Origin of the sequence: Candidatus Accumulibacter contiguus (assembly GCF_036625285.1) — a bacterium.
Classification (GTDB): domain Bacteria; phylum Pseudomonadota; class Gammaproteobacteria; order Burkholderiales; family Rhodocyclaceae; genus Accumulibacter; species Accumulibacter contiguus.
In genome coordinates, this window is sequence record NZ_JAZKUC010000002.1 from 307,209 (window position 1) to 332,683 (window position 25,475).

The 25,475-nt window shown below is 64.1% G+C and carries 23 protein-coding genes and 1 pseudogene; 8 read left to right on the top strand and 16 right to left on the bottom strand.

The features are described 5' to 3' along the window. Positions 1-10: 10 nt before the first annotated feature. Together V5B59_RS19855 and V5B59_RS19860 are read left to right on the top strand one after the other, a co-directional pair. Complete coding sequence (locus V5B59_RS19855; protein WP_169069901.1) at positions 11-769, top strand: amino acid ABC transporter permease; 759 nt, start codon at positions 11-13, stop codon at positions 767-769. 13 nt (positions 770-782) lie between these two features. Then, positions 783-1,541 carry an amino acid ABC transporter ATP-binding protein gene (locus V5B59_RS19860; protein ID WP_211203346.1) on the top strand — a complete coding sequence of 253 codons (759 nt, stop codon included), beginning with the start codon at positions 783-785 and terminating at the stop codon, positions 1,539-1,541. 13 nt (positions 1,542-1,554) lie between these two features. Here V5B59_RS19860 and V5B59_RS19865 read toward each other — a convergent pair whose 3' ends face one another. Genes V5B59_RS19865 through ccmA form a run of 10 tightly spaced genes read right to left on the bottom strand, consistent with a single transcriptional unit; the run spans position 1,555 to position 9,570 of the window. After that, the gene (locus tag V5B59_RS19865; RefSeq protein ID WP_169069900.1) at positions 1,555-2,454 is read right to left on the bottom strand and encodes a DMT family transporter; all 900 of its coding nucleotides are present in this window, start codon (positions 2,452-2,454) and stop codon (positions 1,555-1,557) included. Between the two features lie 52 nt (positions 2,455-2,506). Continuing rightward, the gene (ccmI, locus tag V5B59_RS19870; RefSeq protein WP_169069899.1) at positions 2,507-3,712 is read right to left on the bottom strand and encodes a c-type cytochrome biogenesis protein CcmI; all 1,206 of its coding nucleotides are present in this window, start codon (positions 3,710-3,712) and stop codon (positions 2,507-2,509) included. Then, positions 3,709-4,194, bottom strand: a complete 486-nt coding sequence (locus tag V5B59_RS19875; RefSeq protein ID WP_332352255.1) for a cytochrome c-type biogenesis protein — start codon at positions 4,192-4,194, stop codon at positions 3,709-3,711. Before V5B59_RS19875 ends, ccmI begins: the two co-directional genes overlap by 4 nt. Beyond that, positions 4,191-4,775: a DsbE family thiol:disulfide interchange protein gene (locus V5B59_RS19880; protein WP_169069898.1), complete on the bottom strand. Its 585-nt coding sequence runs from the start codon at positions 4,773-4,775 to the stop codon at positions 4,191-4,193. The genes V5B59_RS19875 and V5B59_RS19880 overlap by 4 nt, the downstream gene beginning before the upstream one ends. A gap of 10 nt (positions 4,776-4,785) precedes the next feature. Then, positions 4,786-6,789 carry a heme lyase CcmF/NrfE family subunit gene (locus V5B59_RS19885; RefSeq protein WP_169069897.1) on the bottom strand — a complete coding sequence of 668 codons (2,004 nt, stop codon included), beginning with the start codon at positions 6,787-6,789 and terminating at the stop codon, positions 4,786-4,788. Between the two features lie 12 nt (positions 6,790-6,801). Beyond that, entirely contained in the window at positions 6,802-7,281 is a 480-nt protein-coding gene (gene ccmE / locus V5B59_RS19890) for a cytochrome c maturation protein CcmE (protein ID WP_169069896.1), read from the bottom strand. Beyond that, the gene (ccmD, locus tag V5B59_RS19895) at positions 7,278-7,502 is read right to left on the bottom strand and encodes a heme exporter protein CcmD (RefSeq protein ID WP_211203345.1); all 225 of its coding nucleotides are present in this window, start codon (positions 7,500-7,502) and stop codon (positions 7,278-7,280) included. Before ccmD ends, ccmE begins: the two co-directional genes overlap by 4 nt. Positions 7,503-7,506: 4 nt before the next feature. Next, the gene (gene ccmC / locus V5B59_RS19900; protein WP_169069895.1) at positions 7,507-8,256 is read right to left on the bottom strand and encodes a heme ABC transporter permease CcmC; all 750 of its coding nucleotides are present in this window, start codon (positions 8,254-8,256) and stop codon (positions 7,507-7,509) included. After that, entirely contained in the window at positions 8,257-8,925 is a 669-nt protein-coding gene (ccmB, locus tag V5B59_RS19905; RefSeq protein WP_034919750.1) for a heme exporter protein CcmB, read from the bottom strand. A gap of 12 nt (positions 8,926-8,937) precedes the next feature. Next, positions 8,938-9,570: a cytochrome c biogenesis heme-transporting ATPase CcmA gene (ccmA, locus tag V5B59_RS19910; protein ID WP_169069894.1), complete on the bottom strand. Its 633-nt coding sequence runs from the start codon at positions 9,568-9,570 to the stop codon at positions 8,938-8,940. 138 nt (positions 9,571-9,708) lie between these two features. On the opposite strand from ccmA, the gene V5B59_RS19915 reads away from it, so the two are divergent. The 5 genes and pseudogenes from V5B59_RS19915 to V5B59_RS19935 all read left to right on the top strand — a co-directional run bounded on the left by V5B59_RS19915 (position 9,709) and on the right by V5B59_RS19935 (position 14,700). Continuing rightward, the gene (locus V5B59_RS19915; protein WP_169069893.1) at positions 9,709-10,710 is read left to right on the top strand and encodes a nickel-dependent hydrogenase large subunit; all 1,002 of its coding nucleotides are present in this window, start codon (positions 9,709-9,711) and stop codon (positions 10,708-10,710) included. Next, positions 10,703-11,044, top strand: a complete 342-nt coding sequence (gene hypA, locus V5B59_RS19920) for a hydrogenase maturation nickel metallochaperone HypA (protein WP_034920174.1) — start codon at positions 10,703-10,705, stop codon at positions 11,042-11,044. The genes V5B59_RS19915 and hypA overlap by 8 nt, the downstream gene beginning before the upstream one ends. Before the next feature lie 19 nt (positions 11,045-11,063). Beyond that, positions 11,064-12,098, top strand: a complete 1,035-nt coding sequence (hypB, locus tag V5B59_RS19925) for a hydrogenase nickel incorporation protein HypB (RefSeq protein WP_034920176.1) — start codon at positions 11,064-11,066, stop codon at positions 12,096-12,098. 1 nt (position 12,099) lies between these two features. After that, a pseudogene (gene hypF, locus V5B59_RS19930) lies at positions 12,100-14,431 on the top strand (carbamoyltransferase HypF). An 11-nt stretch (positions 14,432-14,442) separates the two neighbouring features. Next, positions 14,443-14,700: a HypC/HybG/HupF family hydrogenase formation chaperone gene (locus V5B59_RS19935; protein WP_034920180.1), complete on the top strand. Its 258-nt coding sequence runs from the start codon at positions 14,443-14,445 to the stop codon at positions 14,698-14,700. A gap of 87 nt (positions 14,701-14,787) precedes the next feature. On the opposite strand, the gene V5B59_RS19940 is transcribed toward V5B59_RS19935, so the two are convergent. The 5 genes from V5B59_RS19940 to V5B59_RS19960 all read right to left on the bottom strand — a co-directional run bounded on the left by V5B59_RS19940 (position 14,788) and on the right by V5B59_RS19960 (position 18,637). Further along, the gene (locus tag V5B59_RS19940; RefSeq protein WP_169069891.1) at positions 14,788-16,044 is read right to left on the bottom strand and encodes a dihydroorotase; all 1,257 of its coding nucleotides are present in this window, start codon (positions 16,042-16,044) and stop codon (positions 14,788-14,790) included. A 3-nt stretch (positions 16,045-16,047) separates the two neighbouring features. Next, the gene (locus V5B59_RS19945; protein WP_034910797.1) at positions 16,048-17,007 is read right to left on the bottom strand and encodes an aspartate carbamoyltransferase catalytic subunit; all 960 of its coding nucleotides are present in this window, start codon (positions 17,005-17,007) and stop codon (positions 16,048-16,050) included. Next, positions 17,000-17,512, bottom strand: coding sequence for a bifunctional pyr operon transcriptional regulator/uracil phosphoribosyltransferase PyrR (pyrR, locus tag V5B59_RS19950; protein WP_332352256.1), 513 nt, complete (start codon positions 17,510-17,512; stop codon positions 17,000-17,002). The genes V5B59_RS19945 and pyrR overlap by 8 nt, the downstream gene beginning before the upstream one ends. A 110-nt stretch (positions 17,513-17,622) precedes the next feature. Next, entirely contained in the window at positions 17,623-18,084 is a 462-nt protein-coding gene (ruvX, locus tag V5B59_RS19955; RefSeq protein ID WP_169069889.1) for a Holliday junction resolvase RuvX, read from the bottom strand. Continuing rightward, positions 18,077-18,637 carry a YqgE/AlgH family protein gene (locus tag V5B59_RS19960; protein WP_332352257.1) on the bottom strand — a complete coding sequence of 187 codons (561 nt, stop codon included), beginning with the start codon at positions 18,635-18,637 and terminating at the stop codon, positions 18,077-18,079. The genes ruvX and V5B59_RS19960 overlap by 8 nt, the downstream gene beginning before the upstream one ends. A 47-nt stretch (positions 18,638-18,684) precedes the next feature. Here V5B59_RS19960 and V5B59_RS19965 point away from each other — a divergent pair, with 47 nt between their 5' ends. Beyond that, positions 18,685-20,136: a cryptochrome/photolyase family protein gene (locus V5B59_RS19965; protein ID WP_169069905.1), complete on the top strand. Its 1,452-nt coding sequence runs from the start codon at positions 18,685-18,687 to the stop codon at positions 20,134-20,136. Here the strand turns inward: V5B59_RS19965 and V5B59_RS19970 are convergent. After that, the gene (locus V5B59_RS19970; RefSeq protein ID WP_169069888.1) at positions 20,114-25,471 is read right to left on the bottom strand and encodes a hybrid sensor histidine kinase/response regulator; all 5,358 of its coding nucleotides are present in this window, start codon (positions 25,469-25,471) and stop codon (positions 20,114-20,116) included. The genes V5B59_RS19965 and V5B59_RS19970 overlap by 23 nt on opposite strands. Positions 25,472-25,475: the final 4 nt, after the last annotated feature.

Sequence of the window (25,475 nt, forward strand, 5' to 3'; positions counted from 1 at the left end):
TGATGAACTGATGAACTGGACCAGGAAATATCCGGGCTGGGCGATGTTCGCCGCGATGATCGGGCTGCTCGTTTTTCTCTGGGGGATGGCGCTGCCGCTCGCCGCGGCACCGGCGCCGATCGGCCCGGCGGCGCAGCAATTCGCAGACGGGGCCAGAATCACCGTCGGCCTGACGTTGATCGCCGGCGTCGCCGGGGTCGTGATCGGTGTCCTCGCCGGACTCGGCAAGCTATCCCGTTTCTGGCCACTGCGCTGGCTGTGCGACAGCTATGTCTGGCTGATCCGCGGTACGCCTTTGCTGTTGCAGATTCTGTTCGTCTGGCTGGCGTTTCCGGAGATCATGCCGGAGGGCGTCGAGCTGTCCGACTTTGCCTGTGCCGCGATTGCCCTGTCGCTGAACATCGGGGCGTACAACACCGAATGCGTCCGCGCCGGCATTCTCGCGGTGCCGCATGGCCAGGTCGAAGCCGCGCGGGCACTCGGCCTGACGCCCTTTCAGACCTTCATGGACGTGGTGTTGCCGCAGAGCATGCGCGTCGCGCTGCCGGCGCTGGCCAACAACCTGGCGTCGCTGGTCAAGGATTCGTCGCTGGCTTACGCGATCAGCGTCGTCGAACTGACCATGGTCGGCTACCGGATCCAGGCCGAGAGCTATCAGCCGATCCCGGTGTTCATCACCATTGCCGCCATTTACCTGATCCTGACCACCGCGTTTACGACGCTCACGGCGGCGCTCGAAGCGCAGCTCGATGTTGGCCAGAAGCGTTAGCAAGGGCGATGACATGAACAGCGAGGCCACACTCCGACCAATCATCGAAACGCGCAAGGTCGACAAGCGATTCGGTGCCTTCCATGCGCTCAAGGACGTTTCGGCGACCTTCTACGAGGGGCAGGTCACGGCCATTGTCGGGCCGTCCGGTTCGGGGAAGTCGACTTTCCTGCGCACGCTGAATCGCCTCGAAACGCATGATTCCGGCGAGATCATCATCGATGGCATCGTTCTCAACGACAATCTGAAGAATCTCGATGCCATTCGCCGCGAGGTAGGAATGGTTTTCCAGAGTTTCAATCTGTTCTCGCATCTGACGATCCTGCGCAACGTCGCGCTGGCGCCGATGCGCGTCCGCAAGATGCCCAGGGCAGCCGCCGAGGCCAAGGCGATGAACCTGCTCGAACGGGTTGGTCTGAAGACCCAGGCCAGCAAGTACCCGGTCCAGCTCTCCGGCGGCCAGCAGCAACGGGTGGCGATTGCGCGTGCCCTGGCGATGGACCCCAAGGTCCTGCTGTTTGACGAGCCGACCTCGGCGCTCGACCCGGAAATGGTCAACGAGGTTCTCGCCGTGATGCGCGAACTGGCTTATAGCGGCATTACCATGCTGGTCGTCACCCACGAGATGGGCTTCGCGCGCGAAGTCGCCGATCGGATCATCTTCTTCGACGAAGGCGTGATTCTCGAAGACACCACCCCCGACAGCTTTTTTTCGAATCCCGACCACGATCGTGCCAAGGCCTTCCTGTCGCAGGTTCGGCACGGCTATTAATGCGAAAGTCGCGTCAGCGACGCACAAATTGCCCAGCGGGAGTCAGTGGCGCGATCTGGACGACGACGATGCACACCAGAATCAGCGCGCAGCCCGCCATACCGCTGGCGTTGAGGCGATCTCCCATGAGCAGGAAACCGAACAGCGCCGCGAAAACGGTTTCCGCCGAGAGGATGATCGCCGCGTCGGCCGGCTGTGAATAGCGCTGCCCGACCACCTGTGCGGTGAAACCGATGGCCACTGAAATCACGCCGGCATAGACGATCGGCAGCCCTGCCTGGCGAATCCCGCTCAGGGTGATCGTCTCGCTCAGGCCAGCGGCAAGCAGGCTGATCACTCCGCAGATCAGGAACTGCCCGCAGGCAACCAGGAAAGGAGCGGCGATGCGCTCGGCGACGCGTCCGACAAAAAGCACATGCAAGGCCCAGAAGACGCTGCTGGCAATCACCCATAGGTCCCCGACCACCGGATCGATCCCCTGCGCGCCGGATAGCAGCCAGGTCCCGGCCAGGCAGCCGAGCGATGTCGGCCAGACCGACCAGTGCGGGCGGGTCCTGAGAATCAGCCACGCCAGCAGCGGCACCAGCGGCACGTAGAGGGCGGTGAGAAAGCCGGCGTTGGTCACCGTGGTGCTGGTGATGCCGATCTGCTGCAGCACCGCGCCGAGCATCAGCAACACGCCGAGGGCACTGACACCGAGGACATCGCCGGCCTGCGGTCGAGCGCCGCGCACCGACAGCAATCGCCATTCGCGCCAGGCCAGCGGCAGAACGATGCTGGCCCCGAGCAGGAAGCGAATGCCGGTGAAGGTCAGAGGCCCGACCCCCAACATTCCCTCTGCCTGGGCGACAAACGCCGAACCCCAGATGACGGCGACGGCGAGCAGCAACAGATTGGCTTGCGAGCGGTTCAAGTGGGCGTGTCCGTGAGCAATCGAAGGGGATGGCTCTGATCGGAAGAACTGCTCACGGTTGCACCTGGTCGATCAGCACGCGCAGATTCCGGCTGCCGGGCTTGACGCCGCTGAGGGTGCCGAAGAGGTCGCCGCTCGAACTCTGCGCCTGGCCCGCCCTGGCGACCCGCGCTTCGATGCGGATCGTGGCGAAATCCGAAATCTTCTTGCCGCCGGCGAGTGCCATCGAATCGTCGAACTGGAAGCGCAGCGGCAGGTCGGCAACGCTGGCGCGTTTGGCGGCGAGCGGCATGCGCGGTCCTTCCTCGGCGCGCGCAAAGACGAACAGCACGTCGCCGGGCTGGACCATGCCGGCGAGCTTGCCGCTCAGCGTCACCTCGCCACTGACTACGCCGGCGCTGGCGCCGGGTTTTGCGGTGCCGCTGGCCTGGGTGGCGGCGAACTCGCGCGCCTTGCCGATCGCGGCGGTGAGGGCATTGGCTTCCTCGGAGCCGGGTTCGACCAGTTCCAGGAGGCGCGACCAGTACTCGGCGGCGGCTGCGAACTGCTGGCGGTCGGTGGCCGCAGCGCCAGCCAGCAGCAGCGCTTGCGGTTCCCTGGGGTTGATCCGGAGGGCACGTTCGATCAGTTCGCTCGGCCTGCCCTGCAGGCTGCCGCCCTGGGTCTGCGCGAGGACATCGGCGTAGTCGGCGAGCAGGGCCGGGTCCTGGTCGACCAGGGGAGCGGCGCGTTCATAGGCCTTCGTTGCTTCCGGGAAACGTTCGAGCACCTTGTACGACCGGGCCAGCATCACCCATCCCTGGTGGTCGTCGGGGTTCTTCCGCAGCTTGTCGACGAGGCCGTTGAGCATGGCCTCGATCTGTTCGGGAGCGATGCGCGCCTGCCGCTGCAGCGGGTCGAGCGCGCGCGGCTCGCCGAGCAGCGCATAGCCGGCAGCAGCAGCGAGCGGGATGAGCACCAGCAAGGCCAGCGCGGTCTTGCGACTGCCGCCGTCGGCGGTCACCGGCGCGGCCGGCGTGGACACTTCTTCGAGCAGACGGCGTTGCAGTTCGCTTTTCGCCTGGGCGAAATCGGCCTCGGCGAGAGAACCATCGCGGCGCTCGCGTTCGAGTTCGGCAAGCTGGTCACGGAATATCGCCAGGTTCGCTTCGCTCTGGCCGGTGTTGCCCGAAAACCGTGGCGTGCGCAGCAGCGGTGGCAAGAGGAGGGCGATGACGGCGACGACCAGCAGGGCCGCGGCGATGAGGAAGGCGGTCATGCTTGTCCTTGCCGTGAATCCTGTTCGTGCAGCAGCGCTTCAGCGCGGCCTTGCTCGTCGGCGCTCAGAGGATGGTCGCTGATCGCCCGGTCGCGTCGGCGCAAGTAGAGCAGCAATGCCGTCAGGCCAGCGATGAACAGCAGGCCCGGGCCGAACCACAGCAGCAGCGTCGTTCCCTTCAATGGAGGCCGATAGCGGACGAAGTCGCCGTAGCGGCTGACCATGAATTCCATGATTTCGGCGTCGCTCCTGCCGTCCTGGATCAGCGTGCGAATTTCGCGGCGCAGGTCGTTGGCGAGTTCGGCATGCGAGCCGGCGAGCGACTCATTCTGGCAGACCAGGCAGCGCAATTCGGAAGAAATCGCGATCAGGCGCTTTTCGGTCAGCTCGTCTGCGGCGAGCGGCCGGGCTTCGCCAGCGTGCAGGGGGGGCATGTGCAGGTTGAACACGGCGAGCAGCAGAAGCATCAGGAAGGGTCTCATTTCGACAGTTCCGAAAGCAGCGGCAGGATCCTGCCGGAGAAGACCTCGGGGGTGATCGGGCCAGTGTGCTTCATGCGGATGATTCCTGCCCGGTCGATGACGTAGGTTTCCGGTACGCCATAGACGCCGTAGTCGATGCCGGCACGGCCATCCATGTCGAGCACCGACAGCGTGTACGGATTGCCGTGCTTGGCGAGCCAGTCGGAGGCGCGTTCAATGGCCATTTTCCGTTCGCTGCCGGGGGGCAACTGGTCGATATCGATGCCGCCGTCGCCGCGCACTTCCTTGTAATTGAGGCCGATCAGCGGTACTGTCTGGCGCTTCGCCAGTTCGACCAGCAGTGGATGTTCCTGCCGGCACGATACGCACCACGATGCCCAGACATTGAGCAGCCAGACCTTGCCGAGCATCTCCTGCGGCGAGAACGACTGCGCGGGCGCGTCTAGGCGCGACAGCGAAAACTGCGGGGCCGGCTTGCCAAGCAGCGGCGAAGGCAGGTCGCGCGGGTTGAGCCGGAGGCCGACGGCGAGCAGCGCGACGAGTACGACGAAGCCGATCAGCGGCCAGAGAAATCGGTTCATGGTCCGTTCCCTACGCTTTCTGGGCGAGCACCGCGGCGGCGGCCGCAGCGGCGTGCGCGCCGGCGCGCGCCTGGACACGGTAGCGGCGGTCGCTGATGGCCAGCAGTCCGCCGATGCTCATCAGCACGCAACCGCCCCAGATCCAGTCGACGAAGGGCTTGTGGTAGACGCGCACCGCCCAGGCGGCATCCGGCCTGGCCTTGTCGATCGGCTCACCGAGCGAGACATAGACGTCGCGCAGGAAGCCGGTATCGATCGCCGCTTCGGTCATCGGCATCGATGACGCGACGTAGAAACGCTTCTCCGGGAACATCTTGCGCACCGCCACGCCGTCCTTGAAGAGGTCGATGTCGCCGACCAGCGCGCGGTAGTTCGGTCCCTGCTGCTGGCGAACGCCGTTGAAGAGAAAGCGGTAGCCGCCGACGCCGACGCTGTCCCCGACCTCCATTTTGACATCCTTCTCGGACTGATAGGCGCCAACCAGGGTGACGCCGACGACGAAGACGGCAATGCCGAGATGCGCCAGATGCATGCCGAAGAAGCTGCGCGGCTGCCGCAGTGCGGTGGCCAGGAAAGAGCGGCCGGCACGCGTCGCCTGCACGCGCTCGACACCATTGAGCAGGGCGCAAAGAACGATCCATGCCGACAGCAGCAGGCTCAGGGCGACCAGCGGCTTCCATTCGCCAAAAAGGAAGGGGGCGCCGCAGCCGACCAGGGCCGCCGCGAGAAAAGCCCAGCGCAGCGTGCGCGCGAGTTCGCCGACGCTGGCATGCTTCCAGCGCGCAAAGGGCGCAACGCCGATCAGGAACAGCGCCGGCAGCATCAGCGGCACGAATACCGCGTCGAAGTAGGGCGGACCGACCGAGAGCTTGCCGGCGCCGAGGGCATCGATCAGGAGCGGGTAGAGCGTGCCGAGCAGGACCGAGGCGCAGGCGACGACCAGCAGCACGTTGTTGGTAAGCAGCAGCGATTCGCGCGAGAGCAGGCCGAAGCGTCCGCCGAGACCAACCTTCGGCGCCCGCCAGGCGAACAGTGCCAGCGAACTGCCGATGACCGTTCCCAGGAAGGCGAGGATGAAGATGCCGCGGGTCGGGTCGGTGGCGAACGCATGCACCGAAGTCAGTACGCCGGAACGGACCAGGAAGGTTCCGAGCAGCGACAGCGAGAACGCCGAGATCGCCAGCAGTACCGTCCAGTTCTTGAAACTGCCGCGTTTCTCGGTCACCGCCAGCGAGTGCATCAGCGCCGTGCCGACCAGCCAGGGCATGAAGGAAGCGTTTTCCACCGGATCCCAGAACCACCAGCCGCCCCAGCCGAGTTCGTAGTACGCCCACCACGACCCGAGAGCGATCCCGAGCGTCAGAAAAATCCATGCCGCCGTGGTCCAGGGCCGCGACCAGCGTGCCCAGGCAGCGTCGAGCTGACCCGAGAGCAGGGCGGCGATGGCGAAGGCAAAAGCCACCGAGAAACCGACGTAGCCCATGTACAGCATCGGCGGGTGAATGATCAGGCCGGGGTCCTGCAGCAGCGGGTTGAGGTCGCGCCCCTCTTCGGCAGCCGGCAGCAGGCGCTCGAAGGGGTTCGAGGTGAGCAGGATGAAGCACAGGAAACCGGCGCTGACCAGGCCGAGAACGCCGAGCACACGCGCCACCATGGGCATGGGCAACGGCTTCGACAGCAGCGCCACGGCCAGCGACCACAGCACCAGCATCAGCATCCACAGCAGCAGCGAACCTTCGTGCCCGCCCCAGACGGCCGCGACACGGTACTGCAGCGGCAGCAGCGTGTTCGAGTGCTGTGCGACATAGAGCACCGAAAAATCGTTGTCGACGAAAGCGCTGCTCAGGCAGGCGAAAGCCGTCACCAGCAGCAGTGCCTGCGCGATCGCCGCCGGGCGGGCCAGGGCCATCCATGGCTGGCGGTTGAGGTGGGCACCGAGCAGCGGCAGCGTTCCCTGCGTCAGGGCGACGCAGAGCGCGAGGATGAGGGCGAAGTGGCCGATTTCCGGGATCATGGTCTTGTCGTCCTACGGTTTGAGGGTCCTGGCGGTGGCTTCCGCCGCTGCCTTGTTGGTTGCCGCGCGTTCGTGGGCATCGCTGACGGCCTTGGCGGCTTCCGGCGGCATGTAGTTCTCGTCGTGCTTGGCGAGCACCTCGGTGGCTGCAAAGACGCCATCCTCGGCGAGCTTGCCCTGCGCGACGACGCCCTTTCCCTCGCGGAAAAGATCCGGCAGGATGCCCTTGTAGGCGACGGTCATGTCCTGGTCGGTGTCGGTGACGACGAAGCGCAGGGTCACGCCGTCGGGCTGGCGCTGCAGCGATCCCTCCTTGACCATGCCGCCGATACGGAAGCTCTTGCCCCTGGGCGCTTCGCCGGCGGCCACCTGCGAGGGGGAAAAGAAGAACACCAGATTGCTCTGGAAGGCATTGAGCACCAGCGTTGCGACCAGGGCGAGAATCGCCAGACCGCCAACGATCAGAGCCATGCGTTTGTGACGTGGTTTCAATCCGGACTCCTGCGGGGACTGGCGCTGCTGCGCCGGGCTTCGGTTCGCTCGGCACGGTACTGGCGCTTGAGACGAGAGACGAGTTTCTTCCGACCCTGCAGCAGCAGGATCGGTTCCGCCAGCATCAGCAGCGCCATCACTGCCAGAGATCCCCAGACGTAGACGCCATGGTTGCCCATTGCCAGAAAGTCGGCGAGACTGTTCCAGTGTATGTTGAGCATTCTTCTACTCCTGCTCGGCGAGCAACTCGCGCACCCAGTCGGTGTGCCGCTCGCGCTCGAGCATGATGATGCGGACGCGCATCAGGGCGATGGCAATGCTGTACATCCAGCATGCCAGGGCGCACAGCAGCATGCCCCAGAGCATCAGCGTGGCCATGCTGGGTGCTCTGCTCAGGCTGACCGAAGCCCCCTGATGCAGGGTGTTCCACCACTTGACCGAAAAATAGATGATCGGAATATTGACCACGCCGACCAGCGCGAGGATCGCGCCGGCCTTGTCGGCGCGGCGGGGATCGTCGATCGAGGCCTGCAGGGCGATGAAACCGATATAGAGGAAGAGCAGGATCAGTTCGGAAGTCAGGCGCGCATCCCAGACCCACCAGGTGCCCCACATCGGCTTCCCCCACAGTGCGCCGGTCCATAGCGAGAGGAAGGCAAAAAGGGCGCCGGTCGGCGCCAGTGCCGAGGCCATCATCCCGGACAGGCGGAAGTTGAAAGCCAGCCCGATGGCAGCCCAGAAAGCCATCACCAGATAGATGAACATCGACATCCACGACGCCGGGACATGCAGGAAGATGATTCGATACCCTTCGCCCTGCTGCGCGTCGGTCGGCGCCAGCAGAAAGCCGATCATCAGCCCGAGCACGCCGAAGATCGCAGCGAGCGTCCAGAACCAGGGAATCAGCTTGCCAGCGAGCGGGTAAAAAGTCTGTGGGCTGGCGTATCTGAACCAGTTGATTACGCGCTTACTCATCTATTCCAGGGCTACTCTCAGGGCCGCGGCAGTCGGCCACGGCGCAAAAAACACGCCGCCCAGCGCGAGCGCGCCAAGCAGCGACAAATGGGCCTGCGGTCCGAGTCCGCTCAGCGTCGCATCCACTGCCCCGGCACCGAAGATCAGCACCGGGATATACAGCGGCAGGACCAGCAAAGACAGCAGCACGCCGCCGCCGCGCACGCCGAGCGTCAGCGCTGCGCCGATCGCCCCGATCCCGGACAGGGCCGGGGTGCCGATCAGCAGCGACAGGGTCAGCACTGCCAGCGCGTCGCCGGCCAGGTCGAACTGAATACCCAGCAGCGGTGCCAGCAGGACCAGTGGCAGGCCGGCCACCAGCCAGTGCGCGACGACCTTGCCGAGCACGATCAGCGCCAGAGGCTGCGGTGCCAGCGCCAGTTGTTCAAGCGTGCCGTCGCGGTGATCGTCGGCAAACAGGCGCGGCAGCGAGAGCATCGTCGCCAGCAGTGCGGCGACCCACAACACGCCTGGCGCAAGCCGGCGCAGTTGCTCCGCTTCGGGTCCGACGCCAAGCGGGAACAGACTGACGACGATGATGAAAAAAAACATCGCCGCGACGATGTCGGCCTGCCTTCGCATTGCCAGCCGCAGGTCGCGACCGATGACGGCGCGGATCGATTGTAGCATCAAGGACAACCGCTATTGTGCTGTGTCATCGGCGCCGAGCCACAACTCGCGCAGCGCAGCGGCCGGTACGGCAACCGCCTGGTGGGTGGTCAGGACAGCCAGACCGCCGCGCTGCAGATGCGCACCGATCAGGCCGGCGACCAGTTCGATCGCGGCCGCGTCGAGCGCCACATAAGGTTCATCGAGCACCCACAGCGCGCGCCTTTCATGTACCAGACGGGCGAGCGCGGCGCGGCGCTTCTGCCCTTGTGAAAGGTAGCGGCAGGCGAGGTCGGCGCGGCTGCGCAGTCCGAGCTGTTCGAGGGCATCGAGCGCCGCGTCCTCGTCGAGCGTTTCCTGCGCCAGTGTGGCCGACGACCGGATATTCTCCAGCGGCGTCAGTTCCTCCTTGATCGCGTTCTGATGGCCGAGGTAGCACAGTTCGCTGCGGAACTCGTCGCCGAGCTTGCCGATCGGCTGGCCGCGCCAGTGAATGTCGCCGCTGGCCGCTGGCGTCAGACCGCACAGCATGCGCAGCAGGCTGGTTTTTCCCGAACCGTTCTTTCCCTGTAAATAAAGCATCTCGCCGCCTGCGAGCCGAAAGCTGACGCCGGCGAAGAGGCGACGTTCGCCGCGTACGCATTCCAGATTTGAAGCTTCGAGCATGCAGAGGGTGATCCGGGAAGTGGTCAAGACCGGCGAGGGCATATTGTGAAGGCGGGAGTTTAGCCCCGGATTGATGAAAATCAAAATCGATTCAGTGGCTTTGGGTATTGTTCACTGGGTTCTTCCGGGAGCGTGGCAGTGGAACAGGGTGTTCTGCAGTTGACACTGGCGTGGGACGGCAAAGAAATCGTCTCGGCCGAGATCGTTTCCACCCGGCCCATGCTCGCCGGAGCCCTGCGTGGGCTGCCGGTGGCGCGAGTTTCCGAGATCATTCCGCGCGTTTTCAGTCTCTGCCGCAATGCTCAGGATGCTGCTGCGCGCTTGTGCGTGCAGGCGGCGCGCGGTGAGCGGGCCGCGGTCGATGACGCCCGTGATCCGACTTTGGCGGTTGCCATCGAGGCGATCGTCGAACACCTGTACCATTTGTTGATGGTCTGGCCGCCACTGCTGCAGAAACCCTATCGAGCCAACCGGATCCAGGAGTTCGGCGCCTGGCGCAAGCGCCTGCAGGCGGTCGTCGATGCCGCTGCGGCTGCGGCACTCGGTGTCGATCTCTCGAACTGGCTAAACGAGCTGGAAGCGCCGCCGTTTGCCGATCGGGTGGCCGCCGCCGCGGTCGCGCTGCTGCCACAACTCTCTGCCGCCGAGTGGGCAGCGCTGATCGATCATGAGGATTTCGCCACGCAGCCGACCTTTGCCGGCCAGGCCGTGGAGACCGGGGTTCTGGCTCGACACGCCGGCGAACCCGGGGTGGCCCTCCTGCTTGCCGGTGGCCAGCGCGTCCAGGCCCGCCTGGCAGCGCGCCTGCTCGAACTGCGCTGGCTGACGGCAGGTCTCGTCGAACCGTCGCGCCTGTCGGCCCTTGTCGATGCCACGGCCATCGCGGTCGGTTGCGGTCTGGCGCGCGTCGAAACTGCGCGGGGTACCTTGCTGCACCGCATCGAGATCGCTGCTGACTGCGTCGAGCGCTATCGGATCATCGCGCCGACCGAATGGAATTTTCATCCGCAAGGCGCTTTTGTCCGCGAGATGTCTGGCTGTCCGGCACAGACCCGTGACGATGCGCGGATCCGGGCTACTTGCCTGGCCCTGTCACTCGATCCGTGCGTTCCCTTCGAAATCAGGATCGTCGATGCATGAAATGTCACTGGCCATGAGTGTGTTGCAGATCGTCGAGGACGCTGCGCGCGCACAGTCGTTTCAGCGCGTCCGCCTGGTGCAACTCGAAATCGGTGCGCTGGCTGCTGTGGAAGCCGAAGCGATGCGCTTCTGCTTTGCTGCGGTCAGCCGCGGGACGCTGGCCGAAGGCGCCACCCTGGAGGTAATCGAGGTGCCCGGCCAAGGTTTATGCTTTAATTGTAATATGACGGTGCCACTTGCGGCACTGTACGACCCCTGTCCAGCCTGCGGCGGGCATCCGGTTCAAGCAACCGGGGGTACCGAGATGCGGGTGAAGGAACTGGAAGTCGAATAACAATGAGGAGACAGCAAAGATGTGTACCACTTGCGGTTGTGGCACCGGCGAGATCCATGTCGATGGCAAGGCTTTGTCCGAGCCCGAGAATACACAAGCAGCCCACCCGGCACACGCTTCACCGCCGCTTCGCGAGGGCGCCGAGCAGCTTCCTGCCGGGATGAGCTACAGCGCCGCTGGCGCTCGGCATGGGCAGGCCCATTCCCACGCCGATGGCCGGCGGCATGTTCATGCGCATGACCATGAGCACGCAGCTTCCCACATGCATGTGCACGGCCATGCGCACGCCTCGGCAGCGGCGCAGGCGCCGGCAACGACGCCGTCGCGGCTGATACAGATCGAACGCGACATTCTCGCCAGGAACGATGGCTATGCCGCCGAAAACCGCCGGCGCTTCGACGAGCAGGGGATATTCGCGCTCAATCTGGTATCCAGCCCCGGCTCGGGAAAAACCAGCCTGCTCTGCCGCACCATCGAGGCACTTCAGGAACAACTGCCGATCGCCGTCATCGAGGGCGACCAGCAGACCAGTCGCGACGCTGAACGCATCCGTGCCACCGGCGTTGCCGCGCTGCAGATCAATACCGGCAAAGGCTGCCATCTCGACGCCCATATGGTCGGCCATGCCTTGCACGAACTGGCTCCAGCCGACGATTCGCTGCTGTTGATCGAGAATGTCGGCAATCTCGTCTGTCCGGCGGCTTTCGATCTGGGTGAAGCCTGCAAGGTCGTGATCCTGTCGGTCACCGAAGGCGAAGATAAACCGCTCAAATATCCGAACCTATTTCATGCGGCCTCACTGATGCTGCTCAACAAGATCGATCTGCTGCCCTACGTTTCCTTCGATAGCGATCTGGCGATCGCTTATGCCCGGCAGGTCAATCCGGCATTGCAGGTGATCCCTTTGTCGGCGACGACGGGGGAGGGCTTGGAGCAGTGGCTGGCCTGGCTGCGGGCCGGCTGCAGCGCACGCCGGCAGCAGAAACGGGTGACGATGGCATCGCTGCAGCGCCGTATCGCCGAACTCGAAGCACGGCTGGCTGCAGGAGGCTGAGATGTCCGAGCCCATCGTTTGCCAGAACATCCGCGTCAGCGGTGTCGTTCAGGGCGTCGGTTTCCGCCCCTTTGTCTGGCGGCTGGCCAGGGAACTGGGTCTTGTGGGCTGGGTCCGCAACGATTCACGCGGTGTCGAGATCGAGGTTCGCGGCGCGGCCGCACAGGTGCAGAGTCTCGTCGATCGACTGGAGCAGGACGCGCCGCCGCTGGCCCGGGTCAACTCGGTGACCGCCCGCGATACGGCACCGGCACGCATCGGCAAAGATTTCGTGATCATCGACAGCCGCAGTGGCCGGGCCGCGACGATGATCGGACACGACACGGCGGTCTGTCGCGAGTGCCTGACCGAGATGTTCGACCCCGGCAGCGCGCGCTGGCGTTATGCCTTCACCAATTGCACCAATTGCGGACCACGCTACACCATCAGCCGCGGCCTGCCCTACGACCGCGTACGCACCAGCCTCAAACCTTTTGCGATGTGTCACCGTTGTCAGTGTGAGTACCGGCGGCCCGAGGACCGGCGTTTTCATGCCGAGGCCAATTGCTGTCCGAAGTGCGGACCACAGATGTTCCTGCTCGACGGCGAGGGACACCGCCTGCCCGATGACCCGATCAGCACGGCCCTGACCCTGCTGCTGCAGGGAAAGATTCGTCGCCATCAAGGGCCTGGGCGGTTTCCATCTGGCCTGCGACGCGCGCAACGCGGTCGCCGTCGCTTTGCTGCGTGAGCGCAAGCAACGTGACGAGAAGCCCTTTGTGGTGATGCTGGCGAATGCCGCTTCGGCCGCTCCGCTCGTCCAGATCGGCGTCGGCGAACCGGGTCTGATGGCCCTGCCGACACGCCCGGCGATCCTGCTCCGCAAACGCGGCAGTTGCGACGCCGCGCTGCCCGGTGTCGCCCCAGGCCTGGCCTGGCTTGGCGTCATGCTGCCATACACGCCGGTGCAGTTTCTGCTCTTCCACGAAGCGGCAAAACGTCCGGCGGGTGTCGGCTGGCTGGAACGATGCACAGGACCTCGCGCTGGTGATGACCAGTGCCAACCCCGGTGGCGAACCGCTGGTGGTCGGCAACAGCGAAGCCCTGCTGCGTCTCTACGGGATCGCCGACGCTTTTCTGATGCACGACCGCGACATCGTCACACGTTGCGACGACAGCGTCGCGCGGATCACCACCGGCGGTCTGCAGTTCATCCGTCGCGCACGCGGCTACACGCCACGCGCGATCAAGTTGCCGGTCTCCGGACCCTCGGTACTGGCAGTCGGCGCCTGGTTCAAGAACACCGTCTGTGTGACCCGCGGCGATGAAGCCTTCGTTTCGCAGCATATCGGCGACCTCGACAATGCCGCCGTTTGCGATTTCCTCGAGGAAAGCGTCGCGCAGTTGCTGAAACTGCTGGGCGTCGAACCGGCGATCGTGGCGCACGACCTGCACCCGGATTTCCACTCGACGCGTTTTGCCGCCGATTTCGCCATGCAGCGTCGCCTGCCGCTGCTGGGCATCCAGCACCATCATGCGCACGCGGCGGCAGTGCTCGCCGAACACGGCCTGCAAGGCGCCACCTGGCGCTGTCGCTCGACGGCGTCGGCCTGGGTACCGATGGCGCGGCCTGGGGCGGCGAATTGTTGCGCGTCGACGGCGCCCGCTTCGAGCGTCTCGGCCATCTCTCGCCACTCGCGCTGCCGGGTGGTGACCGCGCGGCCAACGAGCCGTGGCGGATGGCGGCGGCGGTGCTGCACCAACTCGGTCGCAACAGCGAAATCGGCGAACGTTTTGTCGGTCAGCAGGCCGCACCGGCCGTCGCGCAGATGCTGGCCGGCGACATCCATTGTCCGCTGACGACGAGCATGGGCCGGATTTTCGATGCCGCCGCCGGCCTGCTCGGCATCCGGTCGGTGATGGCCTACGAAGGGCAGGCGGCGATGTTCATGGAAGGCCTGGCGCAGTGTTACGGCGACATTCTGCCGCTCGATCAGGGTTGGCGGATCGAACGGGGCCGCCTCGACCTGTTGCCGCTGCTGGCGGCGCTGGCGGATGAGAAGAGCGCCGAGCGTGGCGCCGCGCTGTTCCACGCCACGCTGGCCGCGGCCATCGCCGACTGGGTGCGAGTCCTGGCGCCTGACGAAAAGACGGTGGTCGGCAGCGGCGGCTGTTTCCTCAACCAGGTCTTCGTGCGTGGCCTGCGCGCTCGCCTCGGCGCGCAAGGGATAAAACTCGTTGAAGCGCGCCAGGTACCGCCCAACGATGGCGGACTGTCGGTCGGTCAGGCGTGGATCGCCCTGCAGCATCTGCTGGGTATGATCGGGGGTGCCTGGAAAAGTCATGACCGTTAGAGGAGTAGAGCATGTGTCTTGCCCTGCCCTGCCGGATCGTCGAACTGCGACCCGATGACCAGGCGCTGATCGACATTGCCGGAGTGAGCAAGGAGATTTCGCTGGCGCTCGTCGAAGACGTCGCAGTCGGTGACTACGTCATCGTACACGTTGGCTACGCGCTGACCCGGCTCGACCCCGAAGAAGCAGAAAAGACCCTGGCGCTGTTTGCCGAATTTGGCGAGGCAGCTTTGCGGGAGGCTGGTGTTAAGATGGCCTCGCCGATGTGATGTTCTCACGATCCGTGCGGAAGCACTTCATGGTCATCGCCCGCTTCCTGCAGCGCGTATCAGGCCGAGGCGCTGAATTGAATCGCATCAGGCCTCGAAAACGATACGCCCGCCGACCAGCGTCATGCGTGTCCGGCCGCTCACTTCGTAACCCAGGAAGGGCGTGTTCTTCCCCTGGCTGCGCAGCGCTTCCGGGGTGACACGCCAGGACTCGTCGGGGTCGAAGAGGCAAATGTCGGCCGCACTGCCGATGGCCAGCGAGCCGGCCTCGATACCGAGAATGGCGGCCGGATCACAGGTGATGCGGGCCAGCGCCAGCACCAGCGGCAGCTTCGCCTGTTTTGCCCAGAGCAGTGTCAGCGGCAGCAGGAGCTCGAGTCCGCTAGCCCCGGGCAGTGCTTCGGCAAACGGCAGTTGCTTACCATCCGCGTCGACCGGCGTGTGGTCCGAACAGATCGCCGCCAGTCCGTCCCGGACGGCGACGCGCAGCGCGTCACGGTCGCTTGACGCGCGTAATGGCGGGTCAAAGCGTGCATTGCTGTCGAAGTAGCCGATGTCCATTTCCGACAGATGCAGGTGATGGATCGAGACGTCGCAGGAGACCGGCATGCCGGCATGTCTCGCGGTACGGATCAGGGCGACGCCGGCGGCCGACGACAGCCGCGAAAGATGCAGGCGAACATTGGTTTGCGCTGCCAGTTGCAGTGCCGTGGCGATGGCGACGGTTTCCGCAGACACCGGGATGCCGGTCAGCCCCAGCCTGGACGCGACCTCGCCATCGTGGGCCACTCCTTCGCGTGCGAGAAACTGGTCCTGTGGCCGCAGGCGCACCTTGTAGCCGAAAGTGGCGGCGTACTGCATGGCACGCAGCAGCAACTGCGTGTCGACGATCGGATGCTTGGCCTGTGAGAAGCCGATACAGCCAGCGCGCGTCAGGCTGTTCATTTCGGCGAGCTTCTCGCCCGCCAGTTGCTGAGTCAGCGCACCGATCGGATAGACCCGCGCCAGGCCAAGCGTTTCGCTGCGCCGGACGAGGCGCTCGACGAGTCCCGGTTCATCGAGCGGCGGCTTGGTGTCGGGCGGGCAGGCGAGTGAGGTCACGCCACCGGCGACCGCTGCGGCAAGTTCGGTTTCGATGCCGCCTAGGCGGGTGGATAGATCGACCAGGCCGGGGCAGGCAATCAGCCCTTTGGCGTCGATCTGACGTTCCGCAGCGAAGCCTGTCGGCGGCTGTCCGATCGCGGCAATGCGTCCATCGACGATGAACAGATCGAGGCAGGCATCCAGGCCGTTTTTCGGGTCGATCAGATGGGCGTTCCGGAGGTGGAGGAGTTGCTCGTTCATCGTTCAGTTTCCCGCCAGAATGCCCATCACCGCCATGCGCACCGCAATGCCGAAGGTGACCTGCGGCAGGATCACCGCCTGCGGCCCGTCGGCGACATCGGAGTCGATTTCGACGCCACGATTCATCGGCCCCGGATGCATCACGATGGCATCGGGTTTGGCCAGCGCCAGCATCGCCGGTGTCAGTCCGTAGCAGTGGAAGTATTCGCGCGCCGACGGCAGCAGCGCACCATTCATGCGTTCGTTCTGCAGGCGCAGCATGATCACCACATCGCAATCGCGAAGTCCTGTCCGCAGATCATGGCAGACCCGCAGTCCCATCTTGTCCATGGCCGTCGGTAACAGCGTTTGCGGGCCGATGGCGCGCACCTCGGCAGCACCGAGCGTGGTCAGCGCGTGAATATCCGAACGCGCTACACGGGAATGCAGGATGTCGCCGACAATCGCCACCACCAGATTGTTGAAGTCCTGTTTGTAGTGACGGATGGTGTACATGTCGAGCAGGCCCTGCGTCGGGTGGGCGTGGCGCCCGTCGCCGGCATTGACCACATGTACATCATTCCGCCCGAGGCGGCGCAGGTGGTCGGCGATCAGGTGTGGTGCACCGCTGGCGGCGTGCCGGACGACGAACATGTCGGCGTGCATGGCCACCAGATTGTCCACCGTGTCGAGCAAGGTCTCGCCCTTGGCGGTCGAGGAGCGCGTCACGTCGAGGTTGATGACGTCAGCGGAAAGTCGCTTGGCGGCAATTTCGAAGGTAGTGCGCGTGCGCGTGGAATTCTCGAAGAACACATTGAAGACGCTTTTGCCGCGCAACAAGGGAACCTTCTTGACGTCGCGGTGCGAGACCTTGAGAAAGCTCGATGCGGTGTCGAGAATGTGATTGATCACTTCGCGAGGCAGGCCCTCGGTCGACAGCAGGTGTGTCAACTCGCCATTGGCGTTGAGTTGTGGATTACGCATGCGCATTCTCGGCCAGGCTCCACTGCAGGCGACCACTGGCGTCGGTCGAGAGCACCAGTTCCAGTGCTGGATCGAGATCGACTTTCCAGGGACAGAAATCGGCGCAGATCGGGAGTTGACGGCGACCGCGGTCGGCGAGAACAGCGAGCTGGATGCTGGCCGGGCGACCGTAGTCGAAAAGTTCGTTGATCGCCGCGCGCGTCGTGCGGCCGGTATACAGCACGTCATCGACGAGGATCAGTGGCCGGCCTTCGACATCGAAGGGAATCGAACTCGGCCGGACGCGTGCATGCAGACCCCTTGCGCCGTAATCGTCACGATAGAACGAGACGTCGATCAGGCCGATTTCATTGCGCAGCTCCAGGATTTCGCGCAGGCGCCTGGCCACCCAGGCGCCGCCACTGTGAATGCCGACCAGGACCGTGTCCGGTCGCAAGCGGGGTCGGATCAGTTCGGCCAGTTGGGCGCACTGCGCTTCGGCATCGGGGAGGTCAATGGGAGGCATCGGTTTCGCGGTCATCCGAGTAATTTTGAAAGTCGCTTCAGCGACTCGGGAATCTCCCCTGGGTGCGGGAGATGGGAAGGGGGAAGAAATCGTTCATCAGCGTCTGGCGTTCACCATGGGTGTTCGTGGCCCGCTTCGGCCATGCCGTCAAAATAGCTCTGCAGAATCAGCTGGGCAGCCAAGGCGTCGAGACGCTGTTTTGCCCTGCGGGTGTCGTGCCCGGCGGCATGCAGGAGTTCCTGCGCAGCGCATGAGGAGAGCCGTTCCTCGGCATAATCGACGCGCAGTCCGAAGCGGCCACGCAGCTGGTTGGCGAAGCGAGTACAGCGAGCGGTCATGGCGTGTGGCGTGCCGTCGAGTGCGAGCGGCCGGCCAACGACCAGGCTGGCTGGTTGCCATTCCCGGATCAGGGTGGCGATGGCGGCGAATCGCTCGGCGTTGGCCTCGCCGTGCAGGGTGGTCAGGGGATGCGCCTGCAGCAGTTGCCATTCGCCAACGGCGACGCCGATGCGTTTTTCGCCGAAGTCGAAAGCGAGTACCGTGCCCGTGGTTTTTCTGGCTGGTTCAGGCATGGCCGGCGGCATCGGCGAGGTTGGCGAGATTGACGCCAAGCAGCTCGAGTGCCGACGCGAGTCTTTCCTCGTAGGGAGATTCAAAAAGGATGTCGAGCTTGGCGCGCACGGTCAACCAGGCGTTCTGTGCCAATTCGTGTTCAAGCTGGCCGGCAGCCCAACCGGCGTAGCCCAGTGTCACCAGCACATCCACCGGCTGGCCGCTACGGGCGACGGCCTGCAGGATGTCGCGTGAACTGGTGAGGCCGATGTGCTCGTTGATCACCAGCGTGGACTGCCATTTTCCGACCGGCCGATGCAGGACGAAGCCACGGTCGGTCTGTACCGGCCCACCGAAGAAGACCGGCAACTGGGCGAAGCCCTCGGCCTGCAGGGGAATGTCAATTTTTTCGAGGAGCGTTCCCAGGCTCATGTCGATCGGTCGATTGACAATCACGCCAAGCGCGCCGCGATTGTTGTGTTCGGCGATATAGACCAGGGTCTTGGAAAAAAAAGAGTCCACCAGTGCCGGCATGGCAATGAGAAAATGGTCCGTGAGATTGATGCTGTACATGGCCCTATTCTAATCGGCAGCGGCGCCTGACACAAAGGTAATCCATGATGGGGAATGCGATTCTGGTCTGGTTTCGGCGCGATCTGCGGGATTTTGATCACGCGGCGCTCTGCGAAGCGCTGCGGCGTGGCTGCCGCGTCTATTGCGCTTTCGTCTTCGATCGCGAGATCCTCGATGCGCTGGAGCCGCGCCGCGATCGCCGCGTCGAGTTCATTCGCGAGTCGCTGGTCGAGCTGGATCTGGCGCTGCGCGTCCGCGGCGGCGCCCTGATCGTACGCCATGGCTGGCCGGTCAGCGAAATTCCGAGCCTGGCAAAGGCGCTGGCCGTGACTGCGGTGTTTACCAATCGCGATTATGAACCGCAGGCGAAGAAACGCGATGCCGCGGTCAGGGCGGCCTTGCAGGCGCAAGGAATTGCCTTCGAGTCGTTCAAGGATCAGGCGCTGCTCGACGGTGACGAAGTGCTGACCCAGGCCGGGCGGCCCTACACCGTGTTCACCCCTTACAGGAAAGCCTGGCTGAAGCGTCTCAGCGACGATGACTGGCAGCCCTACGCAGCCGGAGACGGGAGGCTGGCAGCGCTGCCGGGCGCCGGCGGTGTACCGACGTTGGCGGAAATCGGCTTTTCCGGCAGCGATCTGCGAGCGCTGGGCATCGTGCCGGGGATGTCCGGCGGCCGGCAGCTCCTGGCCGATTTTCGTCTGCGTATGGCGCGTTACCACCAGCAGCGTGATTTTCCGGCACTGCAAGGGGGTTCGTATCTCTCGGTTCATCTACGCTTCGGGACCGTCTCGGTTCGCGATCTGGTGGCCCAGGCGATGGCTGCCGGTGCCTTGCGCGCCGCTGCCGAAGGGGCTGCGACCTGGCTTTCCGAACTCATCTGGCGCGACTTCTACTTCATGATTCTTGACCGTTTTCCGCAGGTTTGCGAGCGCGCGTTCAAGCCGGCGTACGACGCGATTCGCTGGGAACAGGGGCCATCGGCGGATGCGGCCTTTGCTGCCTGGTGTATGGGACGCACCGGTTTTCCGCTGGTCGATGCCGCGATGCGGCAGCTCAACGGTACAGGCTACATGCATAACCGCCTGCGCATGCTGACCGCTTCGTTTCTGATCAAGGATCTGGGCATCGACTGGCGGCGCGGTGAGGCCTATTTTGCGCGCCAGCTCAACGATTTCGATCTGTCGGCCAACAACGGGGGTTGGCAATGGGTGGCGTCCAGCGGCTGCGATGCACAACCCTATTTCCGCATCTTCAACCCGGTGACGCAATCGCAACGCTTTGACCCTGCCGGCAGGTTCATTCGCCGCTACCTGCCGGAGCTGGCCGCTGTCCCCGACCAGTTCCTGCATGCGCCATGGCGGATGAGTCTGCCCGAGCAGGAGGCTTGCGGCGTGCGGATTGGCCGCGATTTCCCGGCGCCGCTGGTCGAGCACGCGCAGGCGCGGCTGCGGACCCTGCAACGCTACGCCGTGGTCAAGCCTGGCGCTGCTCCCTGACATGTCCGGCCACCAGGCGCAGTAACTCCTCTTCCTGATAGGGCTTGCCGAGATAGTGATTGACTCCCAGCTCGATGGCGTATTGACGGTGTTTGTCTGCCGTTCGCGAGGTGATCATGATGATCGGGACCATGCACAGGCGGTTGTCGGCACGCACGTTGCGGGTGAACTCGAAACCATCCATGCGCGGCATTTCGATGTCGACCAGCAGGACGTCCGGGACCAGAGCAAGCAGTTGTTCGAGCGCATCGACGCCGTCCTTGGCGGTCATCACCTGGTAGCCTTCACGTGCCAGCAGACGACTGGTGATCTTGCGCACAGTCAGCGAATCGTCCACGATCATGACCGTCGGCACGGTGGCGGTGACGCTGTCCGTGGCCACCGGTTGACGAACGGTTGGCACCGGCGAGACCGCGCTCACCGTGCGATCGCGGCTGGCCAGGGCAATCGGGTTCAGGATCAGCACCACCTGGCCATTCCCGAGAACGGTCGCGCCATCGACGCCGATCACCCGTGCCAGTTGGGGTCCGATGTTCTTGACGACGATTTCCTGATTGCCCAGCAGTTCGTCGACCTGCATCGCGATTCGCTTGCTGCCGCTGCGTAGCAGCAGAACCCAGTACTGGGAATGTTTCTCCGGTAGCGCACGGGTTTCGCCGAGAAGGTGAGGCAGGTAGCTGAAAGGATAATGGTTTCCGGTCCAGACGGCTTCCCTAGCGTCACGAATGCGGGCCAGCATCTGCTCCTTGAGATCGAGTACCTGCTCGATCATGGCCGAGGGGATCGCGTACTGCCGATTGCCGGAGCGTACCAGCAAGGCCTTGGTGACTGCCAGGGTGAGCGGCAGGTACAGGCGGAAGGTCGTTCCCTGGCCTGGGCTCGACAGCACTTCAATGCGGCCGCCCAGGCTGCTCACTTCGCTCTTCAGTACATCCATGCCGATGCCACGCCCGGAGAGACGCGACACCTCGCTGGCCGTCGATATTCCCGGCGCAAAAATCAGGTCCACCACGCGCGTCGGATCGCGGGCTTCTTCCTCGGTCAGCAGACCGGCGAGCAGACCGCGTTCGCGCAGCCGGTCGAGATCGAGGCCGGCGCCGTCATCGGCGAAAGAGAGAATGATCTCGTTGCCTTCCTGTGTCAGCTTCAACGAGATCTCGCCAATCTCGGGCTTGCTCCTGGCCAGGCGCGTGGGCGTGTCTTCGAGGCCATGCACGACGGCGTTGCGCAGCATGTGTTCAAGCGGCGCCAACATTTTTTCGAGAACCGTTCGGTCGAGTTCGAGTTGGGCACCCTGGATTTCCAGGTTCGCCCGTTTGCCGATTTCCTTGCCGGCCTGCCGGACGATCCGGTAGAGACGATCGGTAATGCTGCTGAATGGCACCATGCGCACCGACATCAGTTCCTGCTGCACTTCGCGGTTCAGACGCGCCTGCGAGACGATGGCCGCGTTGGCGTCGTCCAGATTCTTGAGCAGATTCTGCTGCACCGTGGCGACGTCGTTGACGGATTCGGCCATCATTCGCGTCAGTTCCTGGAAACGCGTGAAGCGGTCGAATTCCAGGGGATCAAAATCGGCGTGCTGTTCAGCGCTCTGCCCGACACGTGACTGCATTTGCAGTTCGGCCTGGATTTCGATGTCGCGCAACTGCCGGCGCAGACGGATGACATTCTCGGTCAGGTCGAGCAGCGATCCCTTGATGGCTCGCATCTCGCCTTCAATCCGCGAGCGGGCGATCGACAACTCGCCGGCTTCGTTGACCAGCCGGTCGATCAGGTCGGCACGCACCCGCAGGGTGGCCCGTTGTGCGGCCGCTTCGCTGTCGACTTCCTGCGGGCCGGCGGCAGCACCCTGTTCGGAAGCCGGGACCGGCTGGTCGGCGGCGTGTTCGGCAGCCAGTTCCGATGCCGCCGCGTCGGATATCTCGACGGGCGCATCTGCAGATTCACCATGCTGCAGGCGCTCGACAATCTGCACGATCACGTCGAAGGCATTGTCGATGTCGTCGATCAGTTGCAGCGGCGCACTGCTGGCCTCCTGTGCTTCCTGCATGCGCGTTTCAATGGCGTGTGTGAGTTCGCCAAGATTCATCGCGCCGGCCATGCGCGCGCTACCTTTGAGCGTATGGAACAGTCGCGCCAGTCGGCGCACGGCTTCACCGTCAGAGGGATTGCTGCGCCAGGCGTGTAACTGTGTGGCAATGTTCTGGTTGAGATCGAGCGCTTCCTCAAGAAACAGTGGCAGCAGTTGCTCGTCCAGTTCGTCGTGCAGTTGCGGGGCTTCGACCGCGGTGCTCGTCGGGCTGGCGCCAGGCGCTACGGCTGCGGTACCCTTTCCGGCAGCGACTGATTGCGGCTCGCTGGTCGCTTCCAGAGCTTCCGGTTTTTCGACGACCAACTCCGGATACAGCGTGTCGAGCATCTCGACCAGGGTGGGTGCCGCTTCGGGCTCATGTTGGCGAACCACATCCGACAGCATCAAGGTGAGTGCGGCGATTGCCTGCTGGACGCAGGCAATCGCTTCGAGGCTGTCGGGGTGTGCGGTGTGATTGCGGCGCAACAGCGCCATTTCGAGTGCGTGCGCCAGGATCTTGACCGGTGCTATGCCGACGGTTCCGGAGATGCCGGCAAGGGTATGCGCAGCCCGGTACATTTCGTGCGTTGTCGGGGCGGCCAGGTCTGTTTCCAGGACCGCGAACTCGCGCTGCAAAGTAGCCAGGTGAGCACTGGCTTCTTCGTTAAAGATCTCGGCCAGTGCCGGAGCGATCGAAAGCTGTGTGCGGGTTTCCTGTACAGCGAGGTGGACCGCTGCCGATGTCGCCTGGCTGGTTTCCTCTGGAAGAGCGGCTGGCGCAGCCTCCGCAAGGCTTTCGCTCGGCGCTGCTGCAGCGGCCTCGCCGGGCAGCGGCAACAGGACGCCGGTTTCGCTGCCGTCGCGAAGGGAATTGGCCAAAGCGACCATGCTCGTTACATCAGGTGCGTGGCCGCGCCTGGTCTTGAGATGCTCGACCCACGCGAGAAAGACGCGGTAGGCCTGTTCAAGCAGGTCCAGGAGGATTGGCGTGACTTCCTGTTCCTGTCTTAACCAGAGGTTGAGAACCTGTTCTATCGACCACGCCGCTTCGCCGAAATCCTTGAGCCCGACCATCCGGCCGCTGCCTTTGAGGGTGTGCGCGGAACGACGGATGGCAGTCAGCAATTCCACGTCATGGGGTTGCTCATGCAGCTGGCGCAGGTTTTCATGAGTCCTGGCCAGGACTTCGTCGGCTTCCTCAAGAAAGATTTCGACCAGCTCGGCATCGACTTCCTCGGTGGTGGCCTGTGCGAGCTGGATGGTTTCTGCCGATGGCGGGGGAGCTTCCGGTGTCTGCGGCTTGAGCTTCGCCATGGCCGCGTCAATCTGCTGTGCGGCGTCACCGCCAGCAGCCAGCGCCGAGAGTACATGTTTGGTTTGCTGCCCGAGTTCCTTGTCGGCGACCAGATCGGCATCTTTCTGCAAGGCCGTCAGATTTTGTCGGAGCTCCTGGCGCAGCCCGGCATCGCTGGGCTGCTCCTTGAGGGCCACCAGCAAGGCGTGCGTATCGCGCTTTTGCTGCTCCAGTTCCTGCTCGACGCTTGCCGCCGTGTCGTCCACCTTGTGGACCACGGCCGCCTGCATCTTGCTGACGAAAGTCGCGAAATCGCTTGCGCCGTGCTGCATGGCATCGACGAAGAAACCAACCAGCGACAGTTGCTCGGCAACGTTTTCGAAGTCGGTCACTCGCGGTACGTAGTCCGCTTTCGAGAAGCATGCGATGTCTTTCGCACACTGCTGCAGAACGGCCACTGCATCATCGTGGCGCATCATGGTAAGCGCACCGATGACCTGTCGCAGCGGGGTTTCCAGTCCGTTCAGATCGGCACGTTTTTCGGCATCGCGGAAAAAGCCATCGAGAACCTGCTCGATTTGTGCGAGGTTGTTGGTAATCTCCCTGGCGACCTGGGCAACGAGCATCCTTTCCTGTGCCAGGCGTGACATTTCGTCGAGTGACGGCAACTCCGACTCTGGTCGCGGTGGGTTTCCGGCAATACAACCCTGGAGCCGCTCGACCATCACATCCACCTGGTGCGAGAAACTGCTGCCCAGGTACTGGATGTTCTCCTGCGCGTTCTGGGCGAGCAGGATGGCCGTCGCGGTTTCCATGGCCAGCGCTTCGGTATGGCGAGACGGGCTTTGCGTCAGCAGGCCGGCAACCTCGGCAATGGCTTGCACCAGACGGCGATAGTCGGCGTGACCCAGTTCTTCGACCAGCGTCGACAGCGTACTGGTATGGGTCCTGAACAGAGGCAGAACCTGCGTTGTTCCGGCGCAGAACCGGTTCCAGGTTTCTTCGGTGGCAGCAATCGCTTCACGCAAGCGACGGCGTACGGACTCCACTGCGACCGGCGCCGCACTGATCGCGCCGGGTATCAAGGCCGCCAAATGGTAAGCTTCCTGGACTTGGCGTACGAGGGGATCGTCGCTGCGAGCCTTGCCGACCAGATACAGCGCATCGCGCATCAGGCGCTCGGCGACATTGCTCGAACCTTCGAGGAGTCGGCGAGTCTGCAGGTCGATGCGGCTGCAGAGTTGCCGGGCATCCGCATCTGCCGGCAAGCTGTGTTCGCCCAGGGCGGTCAGGAAAGCCGTGGCGATCCACCAGAACGAGCGCGCCGATGGTGTTTCCTGGATGGCTGCGATCCGTTTGACGGCGTTGAGCATTTCGGCCACGCCCTGGTCGTCCTTGGGTGTGCGCAACCACGCCAGCAGGCCGTGCTGAAAATGTGCACGTTGCTGATGGAGTCGGTGTGCAAACTCGCCACGGCGGTGTTTCGGCACCGGGCCGGTACGTTGGGGTGGCTGGACGCTGAGGTCGGGGTAGAACAGATCCGTCGCGAAGACACGTTCCCGCCCGCGTGCCGACTGCACTTCTCGGTACAAAGGCAATAGCCGGAGTGGCTGGTTCGGTTGGCCGCTGATCAGATCATCAAGGTAATGGCGAAGCGCCGCCAGCGCGCTTTGTGCAAGCTGGACAGTAGCTGGGGTGGCGGGACGCTCCTGCAGTTCGATGGCCTCCAGCAGCGACTCCAGTGCTTCGGCAAACTGGGTCACACCATCCAGGCCGACGATCGTCAGGGCGCCCTGCACCTGGTGCAAATGGGTGCGGCAGAACCGGATTTGCGTGCGGTCGCCGCTCCCATCGGCAGCGCTCGCGGTGAATTGTTGCAGTGCCGTGTCGCCTCGTTCGAGGGCGAGGTCGATCTCGCTCTTGACCCAGGTCAGCGGGCCGATATCGAAGTCCGTCGGAGCATTCATCTGA